General features: G+C 40.7%; 16 protein-coding genes. 6 read left to right on the plus strand and 10 right to left on the minus strand.

The window, feature by feature from the left end:
• Positions 1–15: 15 nt before the first annotated feature.
• The 3 genes from PHAL_RS0112205 to PHAL_RS0112225 form a co-directional block, all read right to left on the minus strand.
• A complete protein-coding gene (locus tag PHAL_RS0112205; protein ID WP_016708697.1) occupies positions 16–525 on the minus strand; it encodes a M14 family zinc carboxypeptidase in 510 nt (169 codons plus the stop codon).
• A 1,231-nt stretch (positions 526–1,756) separates the two neighbouring features.
• The gene (locus PHAL_RS0112220; RefSeq protein WP_016708699.1) at positions 1,757–2,362 is read right to left on the minus strand and encodes an FMN-binding negative transcriptional regulator; all 606 of its coding nucleotides are present in this window, start codon (positions 2,360–2,362) and stop codon (positions 1,757–1,759) included.
• Positions 2,362–2,937, minus strand: a complete 576-nt coding sequence (locus PHAL_RS0112225; protein WP_016708700.1) for a GNAT family N-acetyltransferase — start codon at positions 2,935–2,937, stop codon at positions 2,362–2,364. The genes PHAL_RS0112220 and PHAL_RS0112225 overlap by 1 nt, the downstream gene beginning before the upstream one ends.
• Before the next feature lie 118 nt (positions 2,938–3,055).
• Between PHAL_RS0112225 and pdxR the strand changes: the two genes are divergently transcribed.
• Entirely contained in the window at positions 3,056–4,516 is a 1,461-nt protein-coding gene (pdxR, locus tag PHAL_RS0112230) for a MocR-like pyridoxine biosynthesis transcription factor PdxR (RefSeq protein ID WP_016708701.1), read from the plus strand.
• Between the two features lie 19 nt (positions 4,517–4,535).
• Here pdxR and PHAL_RS0112235 read toward each other — a convergent pair whose 3' ends face one another.
• The 4 genes from PHAL_RS0112235 to ettA all read right to left on the minus strand — a co-directional run bounded on the left by PHAL_RS0112235 (position 4,536) and on the right by ettA (position 8,530).
• On the minus strand, positions 4,536–5,192 hold the full coding sequence (locus PHAL_RS0112235; protein ID WP_016708702.1) for a hypothetical protein: 657 nt from the start codon (positions 5,190–5,192) through the stop codon (positions 4,536–4,538).
• Between the two features lie 87 nt (positions 5,193–5,279).
• Positions 5,280–6,188, minus strand: coding sequence for a histone deacetylase family protein (locus PHAL_RS0112240; RefSeq protein ID WP_016708703.1), 909 nt, complete (start codon positions 6,186–6,188; stop codon positions 5,280–5,282).
• Between the two features lie 70 nt (positions 6,189–6,258).
• Positions 6,259–6,615, minus strand: a complete 357-nt coding sequence (locus PHAL_RS0112245; protein ID WP_016708704.1) for a PilZ domain-containing protein — start codon at positions 6,613–6,615, stop codon at positions 6,259–6,261.
• Between the two features lie 241 nt (positions 6,616–6,856).
• A complete protein-coding gene (ettA, locus tag PHAL_RS0112250; RefSeq protein ID WP_016708705.1) occupies positions 6,857–8,530 on the minus strand; it encodes an energy-dependent translational throttle protein EttA in 1,674 nt (557 codons plus the stop codon).
• Between the two features lie 292 nt (positions 8,531–8,822).
• On the opposite strand from ettA, the gene PHAL_RS0112255 reads away from it, so the two are divergent.
• Positions 8,823–9,416, plus strand: a complete 594-nt coding sequence (locus PHAL_RS0112255) for a porin family protein (protein WP_016708706.1) — start codon at positions 8,823–8,825, stop codon at positions 9,414–9,416.
• Between the two features lie 13 nt (positions 9,417–9,429).
• On the opposite strand, the gene PHAL_RS0112260 is transcribed toward PHAL_RS0112255, so the two are convergent.
• Entirely contained in the window at positions 9,430–10,329 is a 900-nt protein-coding gene (locus PHAL_RS0112260; RefSeq protein WP_016708707.1) for a DMT family transporter, read from the minus strand.
• A gap of 166 nt (positions 10,330–10,495) precedes the next feature.
• Here PHAL_RS0112260 and metA point away from each other — a divergent pair, with 166 nt between their 5' ends.
• The 4 genes from metA (at position 10,496) to PHAL_RS0112280 (ending at position 16,108) form a co-directional block, all read left to right on the plus strand.
• Complete coding sequence (metA, locus tag PHAL_RS0112265) at positions 10,496–11,443, plus strand: homoserine O-acetyltransferase MetA (RefSeq protein WP_016708708.1); 948 nt, start codon at positions 10,496–10,498, stop codon at positions 11,441–11,443.
• On the plus strand, positions 11,433–12,500 hold the full coding sequence (locus PHAL_RS0112270; protein WP_016708709.1) for a homocysteine S-methyltransferase family protein: 1,068 nt from the start codon (positions 11,433–11,435) through the stop codon (positions 12,498–12,500). The genes metA and PHAL_RS0112270 overlap by 11 nt, the downstream gene beginning before the upstream one ends.
• Before the next feature lie 10 nt (positions 12,501–12,510).
• Entirely contained in the window at positions 12,511–15,141 is a 2,631-nt protein-coding gene (metH, locus tag PHAL_RS0112275) for a methionine synthase (RefSeq protein ID WP_016708710.1), read from the plus strand.
• A gap of 211 nt (positions 15,142–15,352) precedes the next feature.
• Complete coding sequence (locus tag PHAL_RS0112280; RefSeq protein ID WP_016708711.1) at positions 15,353–16,108, plus strand: hypothetical protein; 756 nt, start codon at positions 15,353–15,355, stop codon at positions 16,106–16,108.
• Positions 16,109–16,178: 70 nt separating this feature from the next.
• On the opposite strand, the gene PHAL_RS0112285 is transcribed toward PHAL_RS0112280, so the two are convergent.
• Both PHAL_RS0112285 and PHAL_RS0112290 read right to left on the minus strand, forming a co-directional pair.
• The gene (locus PHAL_RS0112285; RefSeq protein WP_016708712.1) at positions 16,179–16,376 is read right to left on the minus strand and encodes a CsbD family protein; all 198 of its coding nucleotides are present in this window, start codon (positions 16,374–16,376) and stop codon (positions 16,179–16,181) included.
• A 172-nt stretch (positions 16,377–16,548) separates the two neighbouring features.
• Positions 16,549–17,181: an RpiB/LacA/LacB family sugar-phosphate isomerase gene (locus PHAL_RS0112290; RefSeq protein WP_016708713.1), complete on the minus strand. Its 633-nt coding sequence runs from the start codon at positions 17,179–17,181 to the stop codon at positions 16,549–16,551.
• Positions 17,182–17,330: the final 149 nt, after the last annotated feature.

Consider the following 17,330-nt stretch of genomic DNA (forward strand, 5'->3'; position numbering starts at 1 on the left):
CTACAAAATGATAAATCAGGTGATCAAAGCTGATGAGAATCGGTGATCAAAGTCATGAGAATACGCACTCAGCGCTTTAGCGTCTCGGTTTAGATCGATGCCTTGCGCGTTAAAACGCGTTTGCAGTTGTGCTCCGTCAGGGTTAATCATTGGAATGACCATTAATGATAATTTGTTTTGCCAGCTTTTTCGCCACGTCTTATTTTCATCGTCGATTACATAGCTAAGAAAATCCATCAATGCCGCACTTGCTGTATTTTCATCCCCATGCATTTGGCTCCACAGCATTACTTTAATTGGCCCTGAACCAATATAGAAGGCATCAATTGGCTGACCTAAAAATGATTGCCCCAGGTTTTTTCGGGTAATTGCGCTATGAGTTACCAGAGAGTCAAGTACAGGAGCAAGATCTGTGGGTTTAATAGCAGGCTTATTCAGCCCTTCAACTTTATGAGTTGCAATAGGTGTAGCAGTTAAAATAAATGAGCAAGTAAGTAAGTATAGTAGTATGGCATTGCGAATCATATCAATATCCTAATATTCTTATTTTTAATTTCAATAGGAATATTATATCTAAACATTCACATAAAAAAATATTTAAACTATAGCTGCAATCATTTTATTAAAACGTGAGAGTTACTTTAATTTATATGTAATTAATTGTTTATTATCAAAAATAAAACAATTAAAGGTTGTTTTATTTAACATTTAGGTAAACTTTTAGGTCGAAATATAGACTAAAGTATATGGGTTAATTTTTTTCATCTATCGGATTTATTTTTATCAGTTGTCAGCCTTGAGCTATTACACTAAATTTAGTTTCAAGGAAGCGAAGAGCCGCTAACAAAGAATCTTTATAATTGTGTGTGAAGATGTTGTCAAAGGCGGTTCAAGTTTAGTGGTGACTAAGCTTGAGCTGTTTTTATTTTACTGCCACGCAATTAAATGAACATAGCGTTCATTAGCAAATTTACAATGTGTATTGAACTGCACTAGAACCGAATCTTTATAATTGTGTGTGAAGATGTTGTCAAAAAGACGACTCAAGTTAGGGATTAACTTGGCTTGAGTTGCTTTTTATTTTACTGCCACGCAATTAAAGGAACATCGAGTTTATTAGAAAATTTACAATGTGTATTGAACTGCACTAGAACCGAATCTTTATAATTGTGTGTGAAGATGTTGTCAAAGGCGGTTCAAGTTTAGTGATTACTAAGCTTGAGCTGTTTTTATTTTACTGCCACGCAATTAAATGAACATAGTGTTCATTAGCAAATTTACAATGGGTATTGAACTGCACTGGAACCGAATCTTTATAATTGTGTGTGAAGATGTTGTCAAAGGCGGTTCAAGTTTAGTGATTACTAAGCTTGAGCTGTTTTTATTTTACTGCCACGCAATTAAATGAACTTATCGTTCAGTAGCGAATCTACACTATATACTGAAGAATATTAGAACCGAATCTTTATAATTGTGTGTGAAGATGTTGTCAAAAGTAGTTCAAGCTTGGTGGTTACTAAGTTTGAGCTGTTTTTATTTTTAGCCACGCAATTAGATGAACATAGCGTTCATTAGCAAATTTACAAGGTGTATGAACTACACCAAAACCGAATCTTTATAATTGTGTGTGAAGATGTTGTCAAAAGTAGTTCAAGTTTAGTGGTTACTAAGCTTGAGCTGTTTTTATTTTCAGCCCATTTATAATTAGCATTCCATTCAAAGCGCCAGTTTGGCGCTTTTTTGTAACTGTAATTTTTTAACTATCAAATAGCTGCGCAATACTTTCTTTCCCGTGTTTTATTAAGTTATCTTTTATGACTTTTCTTATCGTTGCAGGTTTATTCTGACTAAGTTTAAAATTGCCACGCCAGTGACATGGGATAAATTCAATAAAACTCAGTTGTTGGTACATTGCATGGCGATGCTGTACGGGTACCTCATCTAGTTGCCATTTAGTTGTATCAGGTTTGCTAAAATGCAGCTCAAAGTGATCCGTTAGCCGTTGCATGATTTGCTCTTTTTTATCTGTATTTGTTATGAGCCGCACATGAGCGGTTATATACACACTCGAATAAAGCCAGCTGGGCAAAGTTTTGTTTTGCGAATAAGAGGGTGATAAATAACAATCCTCGCCACTAAATAGTAAATTCACAGATTGACCATCGAGTAACGATAGTGGATTGTATTTAGCAACATGGCCGATAAAAACTTTTTGCTCTAAGTCATATAATAACGGCACGCGGCAAATATCATTAAGCTGGCTTTGAGAATTTGGCATTAAAATAGTTGCCAGTGGATAACTATTTACTAACTGCTGTAATTGCTTACCATCATGTTGTTGAAAATGCTCTGCTGGGTACATTATAGTTTTCCTTCTAGCTGCGACTTTATTGCTGGCCATTGCTCATCAATAATACTGAACCTAGCGGTATTTCGGGATGAGCCATCAGCGAGTAATCTGTCTTTATAGCTAATCCCCTCAAATCTTGCGCCAAGACGGGTAATAGCATTACGAGATTTAGTGTTTTTTTCATGGGTATTAAAGGTGATCCGTACCAGCCCTAATTCATCGAACGCGTAACACAGTAACAAATATTTAGCGTGTGTATTTACAAAGCTGCGCTGCCAAGCTGTGCCGATAAAAGTGTGGCCAATCTCAGCAGTTAAATGCTGTTTATTTAAAGCAAATAGTCGAGTCGTGCCTAGCACTTGCTGTGTTGCTTTATCAATAATGGCGTATACCACTTGCTGTTGAGCGTGAAATTGTGCGGTATTGGTAAACCATTCAGTGAGCATGGTTCGGGTTTGCGTGTAATTCATCAATACCCAACGCCATACTTGCGGATCTTGTCCTGCTTGATATAAACCTTCAAGATGGTTGGCAGATAAGGGCACTAGCGATAATCGCTCTGTACACAGGCTTTGTTTGCTAAACATAACATTCCTTGGATTTTAATTGGTTATTGCTTACTGTTAAGGTACGCTGGTTTGGTAAGTAATAAACAACCAGTTTTAGCTTTTCAACTAGACCAGTTTGACATTTTGTGGAGCAATGATGCAGCCTTTAGCCATTGAGTTTGATGATTTAGAGCCAGCCAAGTATTTGCAACTGGCCAACGCGATACGCAGTGCAGTCATGCACGGTAAGCTTGCCCCGGGAGTTAAACTCAGTTCAGCACGAAGCATGGCACATACTTATCGGTTAAATCGGCATACGGTAATGAATGCATTGCAATTATTAGTCGCTGAAGGCTGGCTTGAATCCCACGAGCGCTCAGGTTATCGAGTTACCAAATCATTGCCCATTGAAAGTAGTATCAACACATCGAATACTCCAATACTAAAAGCAAACCCCTATCAATTTGCCAAAACCTTGGCCGTGCCTGCTGCTGGCATAGATTTAACCGCGTATAAATATAACTTTGCCGGTGGCTTGCCTGATCTTGCCAGTTTCCCACATAAAGAGTTTAAACGCGCAATCAGTTATGTGTGTAATCACCTAGACGTTAACCAGCTGCATTATGGGCAGATCAGTGGTAACGAGCAGCTAAAAGCGCATATTTGTGATTATTTATACAAAGCGCGTAATTTAAACGCAAACGATGTATTGGTTTGCAATGGCTCGCAAGAAGCACTGTTTTTAATCGCAAAAGCGTTTATAACAAACGGTGATTTTGTTGCTGTAGAAACTCTCGGTTATCCGCCTGCAAGGCACGCATTTGCAGCCTGTGGCGCACAGCTGATTGATATAAAACAAGACAATGAAGGCTTATGTGTTGATGATTTAAAAGCTCAGCTGCAGCGTTATCCAATTAAATTGTTGTACTTAACGCCGCTGCACCAATACCCAACTACCGTGACTTTATCACCCACGCGACGCTTACAAATTTATCAGCTGTGTTATGCCCACAATGTGATGATCATCGAGGATGATTACGACCACGAATTTCATTATCGCTGTCATCCATTACAACCGATGGCCGCCGATGACCCCGCAGGCATTGTGATTTATGTATCGACGTTTTCAAAGATTATGTTTTCAGCCGCACGCATAGGTTATATTTGTGCAGCACCTGAAGTATTAGCGCAATTAACCGCGTGGAAGCAGCTGATGAATCATAAGAACGATGTAGTCATGCAATTAGCTGTCGCACATTGGATGAAAGAAGGCGGCTTTGAACGCCATTTAAAGCGCATGACCAAGTTGTATAAACAGCGCTATGAAGCGATGGATAGCTATTTAACAGCGTTACAAGCAAAAGGGCTTCCCATAGACTACATAAAGCCCGACGGTGGTATGGCAATGTGGGTGAACTTGAATGAAGACACGCGCCATTTAAAAGCGCAGTTAGCAAAGCAAGGTATATATTTACAGACCGAAGTCGAATTTTACTATGCCAACTCTGTACGTAGTTTAAAGCCTGTAAACTATAGCTATATCCGGCTTGGTTTTGCCGGCCAATCGAGCGAGGAAATGCAGCAAGGTCTAGATATGGTTTTCAAGCAAGTTTATTAAATCTACTTTTTGATTAAAGTTACTGATAGCTTTCACTATCAAAATAAAGCGGCTTTAAGGTGCCGCAATTGACAAATTTATAGGTGAGCTCCCCAACACTCGGAACGAGATTGCTAGTGCGGAGTTTTTGCAAACAGGCACTGGTCAGATCGACATAAATAAGATGGTTATAACTCGGCGCTTTTGTGATTTGATGGATATAAATTCGTTCATTTTCATTGAGCGTGATCATCGCATATTGCTGCCATTTTGATGCTGGGCTTAAGTCATGAAGCTCACGTGCGTAAAGTAATTTATTGAAAACAATTGTTCTATTTTCATAAATTAAACTACCGCCATTTCTATAATCGCCCTCGTACACGTCGGCTGTGATTGTTAGTTCTTCGCCACGCATTAAACGTTGAATATTAAAAGGCTGGGGCTTGATAGTTACCAGCTCAGCACCTCTGACTACATTTAAAAATGCCACATCAGGGTTTTCAATCTTATAAACCAACTGCACATCGTGAGGTAGCTTATAGGTAGGTAAATTCGCAGCAAAAATACGTGGTCCCTGATTAACGAGAACCAATGGATGCTCAGCTTGGTAAGCTGGGTTGATAGGGGGAAGTTCTTGTTCTTCAGCAATTACAAAACAGCTTACAGATACTAACAATAAGGTAAGTAGTCGTCGCATATAAATTTTAATCTCAATTGTTGATTCATTTTTGCATTCAAGTACTAAGTGTAGTCAAAAATAGCGCTTTAGCCGTTTATAGTGTGTTTAAAAACGCGCAGCTTGCTCTACGACTATGGCGTGGCGTTTGGCAAGGCGCAAGTGATCTCGGTCGTAACCTCCACCAATCACGGTTGCCACAGCTGTATTGCTTTCATGGCAGCGTTTAAGAACCAGGTGATCACGTTTTTCAATGCCTTGCCAGCTAATATCAAGTTTGCCTAGGCCATCTTGCTGCCAAATATCGACCCCCGCATCATAAAGTACTAGATCAGGGTTGAGTTCTTTGAGTAGAAAACTCAAGGTATCATCAACAATCCCCAAATATTCATCGTCTTGCATATTATTGGCTAAACCAATGTCGAGATCGCTAGCTGATTTACGAAATGGAAAATTCTTTTCACAATGAATCGAGCAAGTATAGGCATACGGTTGGTGGGCAAGCATTGCCGCAGTGCCATCACCTTGGTGTACGTCTAAGTCAAAAATTAATACGTTAGTGACTTCGCCTGATTGAATAAGGGTTTGCGCTGTAAAGGCTAAATCGTTGACCATGCAATACCCTGAGCCAAAGTCGGTGTGGGCATGGTGAGTGCCGCCTGCTAAATGACAGGCAATACCATGTTTAAGTGCTAAACGTGCAGTTTGCAGCGTACCTTGTGGCGCGGTAAAGGTGCGTGCCATTAATTGTTTTGACCAAGGCAGGCCAATACGTCGCATGGCTTTGTCGTCTAACTGGTTATACCATAAGTCTTGAATGTAATTATCACAATGTACTAATTCAAGGGGATCTGGGCTGCCAAGTTTGGGGGTAAAAAGGTTGTCATTTACTAAACCAAGGGCTTTCACTTGCTGGTATAAATTAGCAAACTTACTCATTACAAACCGATGCTTAGGATCAAAGTTAAACGAATAGTTGGGATGGTAAACCAGTGGTAGGTGTGGATTCAGTGCCATAATGACATTATTTTGTAAATTTGGGTCTAGGGTAACCTACTGAACAACTGCAATCCAGTGGCTTACAAGCTTAGTGGATCAAACTTTCAAGTTCACGATGGAGTAATTCATCATCTGCAAGGTTTAACTCAATTAAGCGTTTTAAGTGAGTGATACTATCAATATCAATATGAGTGCATTTTAAACCAACATGTTGCTGCTTGATATGGCAAATAGTGACTGTCATCGCGATGATGATATCACTTTGCGGGAGTTTAAAAGCCAAAATGGCAGTACTATTTATTGCAAAATCAAATTCATCATCACGGCTAACTAATGCACCATTTAATGAGATATCAAGCAATTGGCAAGGATAACTATGGGTATTATTGGTCAAATGCGCAGGGGTTGAAAATAAAATGCGCGTGTAATGTCGACGGTTTTCCATAGTGACTCCTTTTAGTTGCAGTAGCTTAAGTATAGTGTGTTTTTTACTCGCTTGTAGCAGCTTCAGCAACGAAACTTATACTGCTTTGGGGGTAAAATGACTGTGAATACGTATTTCATCGTCATTATTTTTACTATTAAGATACTTAACTAGAAATGACTAAGCGTATATTTCTTTCAAAAATAAAAAGCCCCACATAAATGCAGGGCTTGAAAGGTGGATACAGTCTAGAAGCTAGAGCTTAACCAATCTTTTTGTATTTGATACGCTTTGGTTGAGCAGCTTCAGCACCTAAGGTCTTTTTAAGCCACTCTTCGTATTCAGTGTAGTTACCATCAAAGAAGTTAATTTGCCCTTCGTCACGGTAATCAAGAATATGGGTGGCGATACGGTCTAAGAACCAACGGTCATGCGATATACACATTACGCAGCCTGGGAATTCTAAAATCGCGTTCTCAAGTGCACGTAATGTTTCAACGTCCAAGTCATTGGTTGGCTCATCCAGTAGGATAACGTTACCACCAGCTTTGAGTAGTTTAGCCAAGTGTAAGCGGTTGCGCTCACCACCTGATAGGTCTTTAACAAACTTTTGCTGATCGTTACCTTTGAAGTTAAAACGACTTACATAAGCACGGCTTTGGAATTCAAAGTTACCAATTTTCAGTACATCTTGCCCGTTAGAAATTTCTTGGAAAACAGTATTGCTTTCATCCATGTTGCCACGGAACTGATCAACTGTTGCCAGTTCAACCGTTTCACCTAAGCAAACTTCACCACTATCGGCTTGTTCTTCACCACTGAGCATTTTAAACAAGGTTGATTTACCCGCACCGTTGGCACCGATGATGCCAACTATTGCGCCTTTAGGCATAGTAAAGCTGAGATCATCAATAAGTACACGATCACCAAAGCTCTTTTTCAAGTTTTTCACTTCGATAACTTGATCACCTAAACGTGGTCCAGGTGGAATAAATAACTCGTTAGTTTCATTACGCTTTTGGTAGTCAGATTGCTGTAGTTCACTAAATTGTGCCATACGTGCTTTTGACTTCGCTTGACGACCTTTCGGGTTTGAACGAACCCACTCAAGCTCTTGCGCAATTGATTTTTGACGGGCTTTTTCAGATTTTTGCTCTTGTTGTAAGCGGGCATCTTTTTGTTCTAGCCACGACGAGTAGTTACCTTCCCATGGAATACCTTCACCACGGTCAAGCTCTAAAATCCAGCCAGCTACGTTATCTAGGAAGTAGCGGTCATGGGTTACCGCCACAACAGTGCCTTCGTAATCGTGTAAGAAGCGCTCTAACCATGCAACAGACTCTGCATCTAAGTGGTTGGTTGGCTCATCAAGAATAAGCATATCTGGTTTTTCAAGTAGTAAGCGACAGATCGCAACACGGCGACGTTCACCACCTGATAAGTGTTCAACCTTTGCATCCCAAGGTGGTAGGCGAAGTGCGTCAGCAGCACGCTCTAGAACATTATCAATGTTATGGCCATCATGTGCTTGGATGATTGCTTCAAGTTCACCTTGTTCTTTGGCCAACGCATCAAAGTCAGCATCTTCCATCGCGTATTCGTTATACACTTCATCAAGGCGATTCAACGCGTTTTTAACTTCGCTTACAGCTTCTTCAACCGTTTCACGTACTGTTTTGCTTTCATCTAAAACTGGTTCTTGTGGTAAGTAACCAATTTTAGTACCTGGTTGCGGGCGAGCCTCACCTTCAAACTCTTGATCAACACCGGCCATAATGCGTAGTAAACTTGATTTACCCGAACCGTTTAAGCCGAGTACACCAATTTTAGCGCCAGGGAAAAAATGCAAAGAGATATCTTTTAAGATAGTGCGCTTAGGTGGCACAACCTTAGATACTCGACTCATCGAGAAAATAAACTTATCAGGTAAAACCATGGAAGGAGCCTTCAAATAATAATAAAAATTTCAATGTTGTATTGTAGTGGCTCACAGGTGAAACAGTCAACGAATGGCGTAGATAGATTATTTTTTACAGCTCTAGTAGCTTAGTTAAATAGCGTAATAAATAGTTAGAAAATTATGCGTTAATGGGGATGCGATGTTTCGGCATTAATGGGGGGGCTATATATGTAAGTTTTTGTAAGCATTTGTTTTTTATTGTTGGCAGGCTTTTTATTATACAAAAATTGAAGTAATGTTCATTTACTAATAAATTAAAGGATTAAAAATGCTTAAAGTAATCGTCAGTTCTATGTTTTTTTTAGCCGTTTGTTCCACAAGTGTATTTTCTAAAGCTGAGACAAAATACTATACAGGGATTGCAATTAGTAGCCAGACCTTAAAGCTAGATAATGAGTTTAAGCTCTATGATAACGGTGAGTTTAAATCTACAGTGTTTACACCATATGTAGGGTATCAATTTAACCAGTACGTAGCGTTAGAAGCAAGATTCGGGTTTGGTAGTGGTAATGATAATGAAGTTATTGCATCGCAACCTATTAAAATCACTGATGAATATGAGTTAGAAAATCAACAAGGATTATTACTTAAACTGCAGTATCCATTATCGGAAGGTTTTTCTTTGTACGCCACGGCCGGTTACTTTGATAGTAAGTTTAAAGTTCGCTCAACTTATACACAAATAAACAGTGACTTTTCTCAATCTAGCAATGGTAGTTTTAGTGAAAAAGGTGCGTCGTTTGGTGTTGGTGCCGCTTACTCTATTAATCAAAACTGGCAATTGTCTAGTGAGTTTCAATATTTCGATCAAGGCAGCGAGAAAAGTGAAGCGCTGAGTGTAGCCATTAGCTATTACTTTTAATCGAATAGTATTGCTAATTCGTTAGCAATACACCCACGCCCATTAGCGCAAGTAAACCGCCTATCAGCATCTTACTAGTAACTGGCTCGCGTTTTATAAAACCGATACTCATTACAATCAATGGTGCAGTTGCGAAAATCGTTTGTGCAATGGCAGGATCGGTGTATTTAACTGCCCCAAGCTGTAGCCACAAGCCAAGAAAAGTACCAAGAAAAACCGCGGCAAAGAACCATTGCTTGCCGCTAACCCCTTTCAAAGTGAGTGCCTGTTTAAATTCACTGTTTTTAAACACTGTGACGACTAAACCCACAGTTATGGTTCCTGCTGCTAATCTAATTAATGCCGCCCATAAGCTGCTCATTTGTTCGTTATTGAGTGCGCCTTTTGACATTACCATACCGAGCGCTTGGCAAATAGCAGCCGCGAGGGCACATAAAATACCTTTGCGATAATGTTGTTGATCAACCCTAGGAAGCGATTTTTCTGGCTTGATTGCTATTACTACACCGATTGTTGTCAATGCTATGCCTCCCCAAGCAAGGAGAGATAAATAATGGTTTAACAGCACAATATTAAAAATCCCCACTAGTGCTGGAGCTAGGGATTCAATAACTAAAGTACGGACTGGGCCAATATTACGCAGGGCTGCAAAGTAGGCGCTATCACCAATAGCAATCCCAATCACACCACCGGCAACTAGCCACAGCCAGCTGGTCATATATTGTGGTATTGCAGAGTCTTGAGTAATGGCAATTGCTGCTAACATCATAGCACTGGCTAACACACCTTTACTAATATTGAGCTGCATAGACGTTAAGTGATGACTAAAACCTTTATATAGCATGGTCGAAAGTGCCCAAGCTATCGCTGCTAATATTGCAAAAAGTTCTCCTAAACCAAGCCAATCAATCACGTTTATCACCTTAAAGTAAAATCAACAGGCGCATTATGGCGAGCTGTTTTGAGAATGCAAAAAATAGTTAAGTTAAATTCATTTAGACATCTAAACATCTAGAGGTTGAAATTTCTAGCTATCAGTTCATAATTAGCCATTGGTTAATTATGCCTTGGAGATGAGTATGCCTATTACCGTTAAAGATGAATTGCCCGCGATTGCGAGGTTACGTCAAGAAAACGTATTCGTAATGCCAAAAAGCCGCGCGAAAACGCAAGAAATTCGCCCTATGCGCTTGGCGATTTTAAATTTAATGCCTAATAAGGTTGAAACCGAGGTACAGTTCATTCGTTTACTTGCCAATTCCCCTTTACAAGTGAATGTAGAACTACTGCGTTTAGACACTCATCGTAGTAAAAATACTTCAGAGCAGCATTTAGATACGTTTTACCGTTATTTCTCTGAAGTTAAAGACAACAATTATGATGCGCTGTTGATCACTGGTGCGCCACTGGCACATTTAGAGTACGATGAAGTGGCTTATTGGGATGAACTCAAAGTCATTCTAGATTGGGCAGAGCAACATGTTACCTCAACGCTGTTTTCGTGTTGGGCGGCCCATGCGGGTTTATTCCATCATCATAATTTAAAGCGCGAGCTAAAAGAAAATAAACTCTGTGGCGTGTTTACCCACAAGTGTTACTTTGAACATGGCGCATTAACCCGTGGTTTTGACGATACCTTTGTGGTGCCGCACTCGCGCTATGGTCATATTGATATTGAAAAAATTAACGCCTGTGATGACTTAGTTGTTCTGGCAGGTTCAGAGCAAGTGGGTGCTTACTTAATAAAAAATAAATCAGGCAGCCAAGTGTACATTACCGGTCACCCTGAATATGATGCCGATACCTTAAAAGGGGAATATCAGCGGGATTTAGAAAAAGGCCCCGATGCTCCCATGCCAGAAAATTACTTTCCAGATAACAACCCAGATAACGAACCGTCGAAAACCTGGCAAAGCCATGCCTTTTTGCTTTTTTCGAACTGGTTAAATTATTATGTGTACCAAACGACACCTTATGATATTAATTTAGTTAGCCAAGCCGTAAGGACTAACAACTATGCCGAGTAATACAGTGAATAAACATGCAGAACTAGCCGAGGCGCTGAAACAGCGAATTTTAATCCTCGACGGCGCCATGGGCACCATGATCCAAGAACATAAATTAGAAGAACAAGATTATCGTGGTGAGCGCTTTAAAGATTGGCATGTCCTGATCAAAGGCAACAATGATTTATTAAGCCTGACTCAGCCAAAAATTATTGCCGATATTCACCGTGGCTTTTTAAATGCTGGCGCTGACATTATCGAAACAAACACCTTTAACTCGACCACCATTTCGATGGAAGACTACGATATGGCAAGCATCAGTCGAGAAATAAATGTAGAGTCTGCCAAACTAGCACGCAGTATTTGTGATGAGTTTACTGCAAAAAATCCCGCAAAGCCGCGTTATGTTGCAGGTGTGCTGGGGCCAACTTCAAAAACCTGTTCAATCTCGCCTGATGTTAACGACCCAGGCTACCGTAATATTACTTTTGACAAACTTGTCACCGCCTATGTTGAGTCAACCCTTGCGCTTATGGAAGGCGGTGTTGATTTGATTTTGATAGAAACAATTTTTGATACCTTGAATGCTAAAGCTGCATCGTTCGCTGTTGAAGAAGCGTTTGAGCAAGCGGGGCGCAAGTTGCCAGTTATGATCTCAGGCACTATCACTGACGCCTCAGGACGTACCTTGTCAGGGCAAACTACTGAAGCATTTTATAATTCGATTCGCCATATTAAGCCAATTTCGATCGGTTTAAATTGTGCACTTGGGCCAGATTTACTGCGTCAATATGTTGAAGAATTATCACGTGTTTGCGAAACCTTTGTATCTGTTCACCCTAATGCCGGTTTACCGAATGAGTTTGGTGAGTATGATTTAGAAGCGCCGGAAATGGCTGCTGAGATCATTGATTGGGGCAAATCAGGCTTTATTAATATTGTGGGTGGGTGCTGTGGTACGACACCTGCGCATATTAAAGCGTTTGCTAAAGGTCTTGAAGGGGTCAAACCTCGTCCACTGCCTGAGCTGGAAGTGCGTATGCGCTTATCGGGTCTTGAAGCGTGTAACTTAAATTAAGGTAGCCGAGATGACACAACAAATAGCAGTATTTACCAACGTCGGCGAACGTACCAATGTGACCGGCTCAGCCATGTTCAAACGCTTGATCATGGAAGAAGACTATGAAACCGCCCTCAATGTTGCCCGCGAACAAGTAGAAAATGGCGCACAGGTGATTGATATCAACATGGATGAAGCCATGTTGGATTCAAAAGCTGCCATGGTGAAGTTTTTGAATTTGATTGCCTCAGAGCCAGATATCTCTAAAGTACCGATCATGGTCGACTCCTCTAAGTGGGAAGTGATTGAAGCGGGCTTAAAGTGTATTCAGGGTAAGGCGATTGTTAACTCAATCTCGCTTAAAGAAGGTGAAGAACCGTTTATTCGCCAAGCTAAAATTATTAAACGCTTTGGCGCAGCAGCTGTGGTTATGGCGTTTGATACCGATGGCCAAGCTGAAACTGCAGACCGTAAATATGAAATTTGCGAGCGTAGTTACCGTATTTTAGTTGATGAAATTGGCTTTCCACCAGAAGATATTATTTTTGACCCAAATATATTTGCGGTTGCCACGGGCATCGAAGAACACGACAACTACGCTGTTGAATTTATTGAAGGCACACGCCGCATTAAGCAAAACCTACCACACTGTAAAGTGTCGGGTGGTGTATCAAACGTCTCGTTTTCATTTCGTGGTAATAACCCTGTACGAGAAGCGATCCACTCGGTCTTTTTATACCATGCAATAAAAGCGGGCATGGATATGGGGATTGTAAACGCAGGGCAACTTGCGGTTTATGATGATATCCCAGCAGAGCTACGTAAAGCGGTTGAAGATGTTATTTTAAATACCGATCCCGGTGCGGGGGAGCGTTTAGTTGAGCTGGCACCTAAATATTCTGGTATGGCGCAAGCAGAACGCGTTGAAGATTTAGAGTGGCGCACATGGCCAGTTGAAAAACGCTTAGAGCATGCACTTGTAAAGGGTATAACAGAATACATTGATATTGACACCGAAGAATGTCGTGCGGCGGCTGATAAACCTATTCACGTGATTGAAGGTCCATTGATGGACGGCATGAATGTGGTGGGTGATTTATTTGGCGCAGGTAAAATGTTTTTACCACAAGTGGTTAAATCAGCCCGTGTAATGAAGCGTGCAGTGGCCTACTTAGACCCATTTATTGAAGCTGAAAAAGAAGAAGGGGCCACTAACGGTAAAGTGGTCATGGCCACCGTTAAGGGTGACGTACACGACATTGGTAAAAACATTGTTGGCGTTGTTTTACAGTGTAACAACTACGAAGTCATCGACTTAGGCGTTATGGTACCGGCAGAGAAAATTTTGCAAACTGCCATCGATGAAAAAGCCGATATCATTGGTCTATCTGGGCTTATTACGCCATCACTTGATGAAATGGTGCATGTTGCCAAAGAAATGAAGCGCCGTGGTTTTGAGCTACCGTTATTGATTGGCGGTGCGACTACCTCAAAAGCGCATACGGCTGTTAAAATTGAACCGCAATACGATAAAGGCGTGGTGTATGTTAATAACGCCAGCCGTGCAGTAGGTGTGGTATCAAACTTATTATCAAAAGAGTTAAAGCCAGCCTTTTTAGAAAAAACACAAGCTGAATATGTAAAAGTACGTGAGCAGCAAGCACGTAAAAAACCACGTTCAAAGCCTGTAACCATTCAACGTGCTCGAGATAACGCCGCTCAACTTGATTGGGATAACTACACACCACCGGTGCCGAAAAAACTCGGTGTGACTGAGTTTAAAGATGTTTCGATTGCTACTTTACGCAAATACATCGACTGGACGCCTTATTTCATGACTTGGTCAATCGCGGGTAAATACCCACGCATTTTAACGGATGAAGTGGTTGGCGAGCAGGCACAAAGTTTGTTTAAAGATGCGAATGAGATGCTCGATGAGCTTGAAAAATCAGGTAGTTTACAGCCATTGGGTGTGATTGGTTTATTCCCAGCCAACCGCGTAGGTGATGATATTGAAATATACACAGACGAAAGCCGCTCTGAATTATTAACCACGTCATGCCATTTACGTCAGCAAACCGAAAAAACTGACTTTGCGAATTACTGTTTAGCCGATTACATCGCCCCAAAAGGCACGCCTGATTATTTTGGCGCGTTTGCGGTAACCGGCGGTCTTGAAGAAGATGACTTAGCTGATGCATTTGATGCCAAGCAGGATGATTATAATAAAATTATGGTTAAAGCCGTGGCAGATAGACTTGCTGAAGCATTTGCCGAGTATTTACACGAACAAGTGCGTAAAGAGTATTGGGGCTTTGCCCCTGATGAAAACTTATCAAACGATGAGCTTATTCGTGAAAACTACCAAGGTATTCGCCCAGCACCAGGTTACCCAGCCTGCCCTGAGCATACTGAGAAAAAGAAAATCTGGCAGCTACTCGATACTGAAAAACGTATTGGCATGCAGCTCACCAGTTCATACGCCATGTGGCCAGGCGCTGCTGTTTCAGGTTGGTACTTCTCCCACCCTGAAGCTAAATACTACGCAGTAGCGCAAATCCAAAAGGATCAGGTTGAAGACTACGCCAAACGCACCAACATGACGCTGGCAGAAGCAGAGCGTTGGTTATCGCCTAACTTAGGGTATGAGCCGGAATAGAGCAGCTGTAAGCGGTCAGCTATCAGCCGTCAGTTTAAAACAAAAAACGAGTCAAATTAGGCTCGTTTTTTTTGGTGGTATTATCCAATGGTGCAAGTTAAATCATGTTGATAGAGTATAAGTCACTAAAACCGTATTATGGGTTATCTAGGCGTTAATTTATAATGATTCGCAACGACTTAGAAACTGTAACTTACCTAAAGGATCGTGCATGAAGTTGCTAAACTACATTCTACTTTGCTTATCTTTACTTTTTGCATCGCATACGTTTGCGCTTGAGCAGCAGTATCATCAGAATATTTCATCTATTATTGCCGCGTTTAAAGCTGATGCTCAAACGGCGGTTGCTGCGCAGGTGAGTTATCCGTTAAAACGCAGCTATCCAGTGCCTGCTATTAATAATGAAGCTGAGTTGGTTGAGCGATTTGATGACGTATTTGATGAAACGCTTATTAAACAGATTGCTGACTCAGATATCGATACTGATTGGGATAAAGTAGGTTGGCGCGGCATTATGCTAAATAGTGGACTCGTTTGGGTTGATACCGATGGTAAAATTATTGGGGTTAATTATCAAACAGCCAAAGAGCAGTTGCTGGTTAAAAATTTAATAGCAGCAGATAAGCAAGCGCTGCATCCAAGCCTTAATAATTTTGATAAACCAGTATTAAAATGGCAGACGGCTAAATACCGTATGCGTATTGATGATTTAGGGGATAATAATTATCGGTATGCATCATGGCACATTGATAAAAAAACCAGTGAAAAACCAGATAGTGTGTTATTTAATGGTGAGATGAATTTTGAAGGCAGTGGCGGTAATCATAGTTACACCTTTAAAAATGGCCGTTACAGGTACGTGTTACAGGTATCGGTTATTGGTTGCGAGAACTCACCACCGGGCTGGCTTGAAGTATACAAAGACGATGAATTGTTGTTATCTGAAGATGTGATCATAACTAAATAAAAATTTATTCGCAGATAATAAAAAACCGCCAACTGGCGGTTTTTATCAAAGTGTTTAGTTGGCTTTTAGGTTAGTGACTTTTTTCAAAATCACTCACTTCGCGCTCAGCTTCTTCTTTCGATTTTCCGTATGCTTGCTGAATTTTGCCAACAAGCTCTTTACGGCTACCTTCGATTTTATCTAAATCATCGTTGGTAAGGTCGCCCCATTTACGTTGCGCTTTACCTTTCAGTTCTTTCCAATTACCTTCGATACGATCGCTATTCATAATTTACTCCTTGTATAGATAAGTGATTTGTTCAATTAGTAAATTGCAAACGCTATACCAAATCAGTAAACATCTATTTTTTAAGTTAAATCAAATGATTATGATTTAAAGTGAAGTGGGCCGAGATAAACGATGTTCAATAGTTACTGCAAAGTGTGTAATTATTGCGACGTTAAATACGCGCTTTTACAAATGCCGCAATTGCGTCGTCTTGGCAATGTGCGAAAAAACACTCTTGAAAACGTGGACCGCCAATAGCTTGTTTGATCAGCTCAGGGTCAATGGCTTCAAGTGCACTTAAGTAATCTTTAGCGACATCTGTTTTTAATTGATTTAAGATCCCCGCATTAGTCACTTGTGACTCTTTACGCTCAGCTGGGTAACCTTGGCCTTTTTCACCGGTAAAGGCTTTTTCAAAAATATATTTAATATTTAACTCAGCACCCCAACCAAACCCTTTGGCGTATGGTAAAGCAAGGGCATTACCATTGTTTATTTGTGCAAATAGATAAGCATCAGATGGGTCAATACAGTATCCACAGTTGACACCCGCAAATGCATTGCTCGCCATTAGCGCTCCTTGACCTGTACCACAACCTGTCACAACAAAGTCTACTGCTTTAGAATTTAATAATAAGCTGGCGATTATACCAAGGTGGATATAAGTCAACCTGTGGTCGTTATCGCCATCCATTCCAACATTAAAAACTTGATGACCTTGCGCCTGTGCAACGCTATTTAATTGCTCAAGTACGATTGGATTTTTAGCCGCTTGACTGAATTCATTCATTAATGCAATTTTCATTTAGTCCTACCCAAATTAATTAGTGTTAAGTCGATTCTAGCTGCATTTGCTACCGGTGGCAAATGCGGGCAACTGTAATAGATGGCCGATTACATAATTTAACGCAGGTTAACAGTTTGTGCGTTGTTGCTGTATAATTAGTCACTGTG

The organism is Pseudoalteromonas haloplanktis ATCC 14393 (assembly GCF_000238355.1).
In the GTDB taxonomy this organism is placed as follows: Bacteria; Pseudomonadota; Gammaproteobacteria; order Enterobacterales; family Alteromonadaceae; genus Pseudoalteromonas; species Pseudoalteromonas haloplanktis.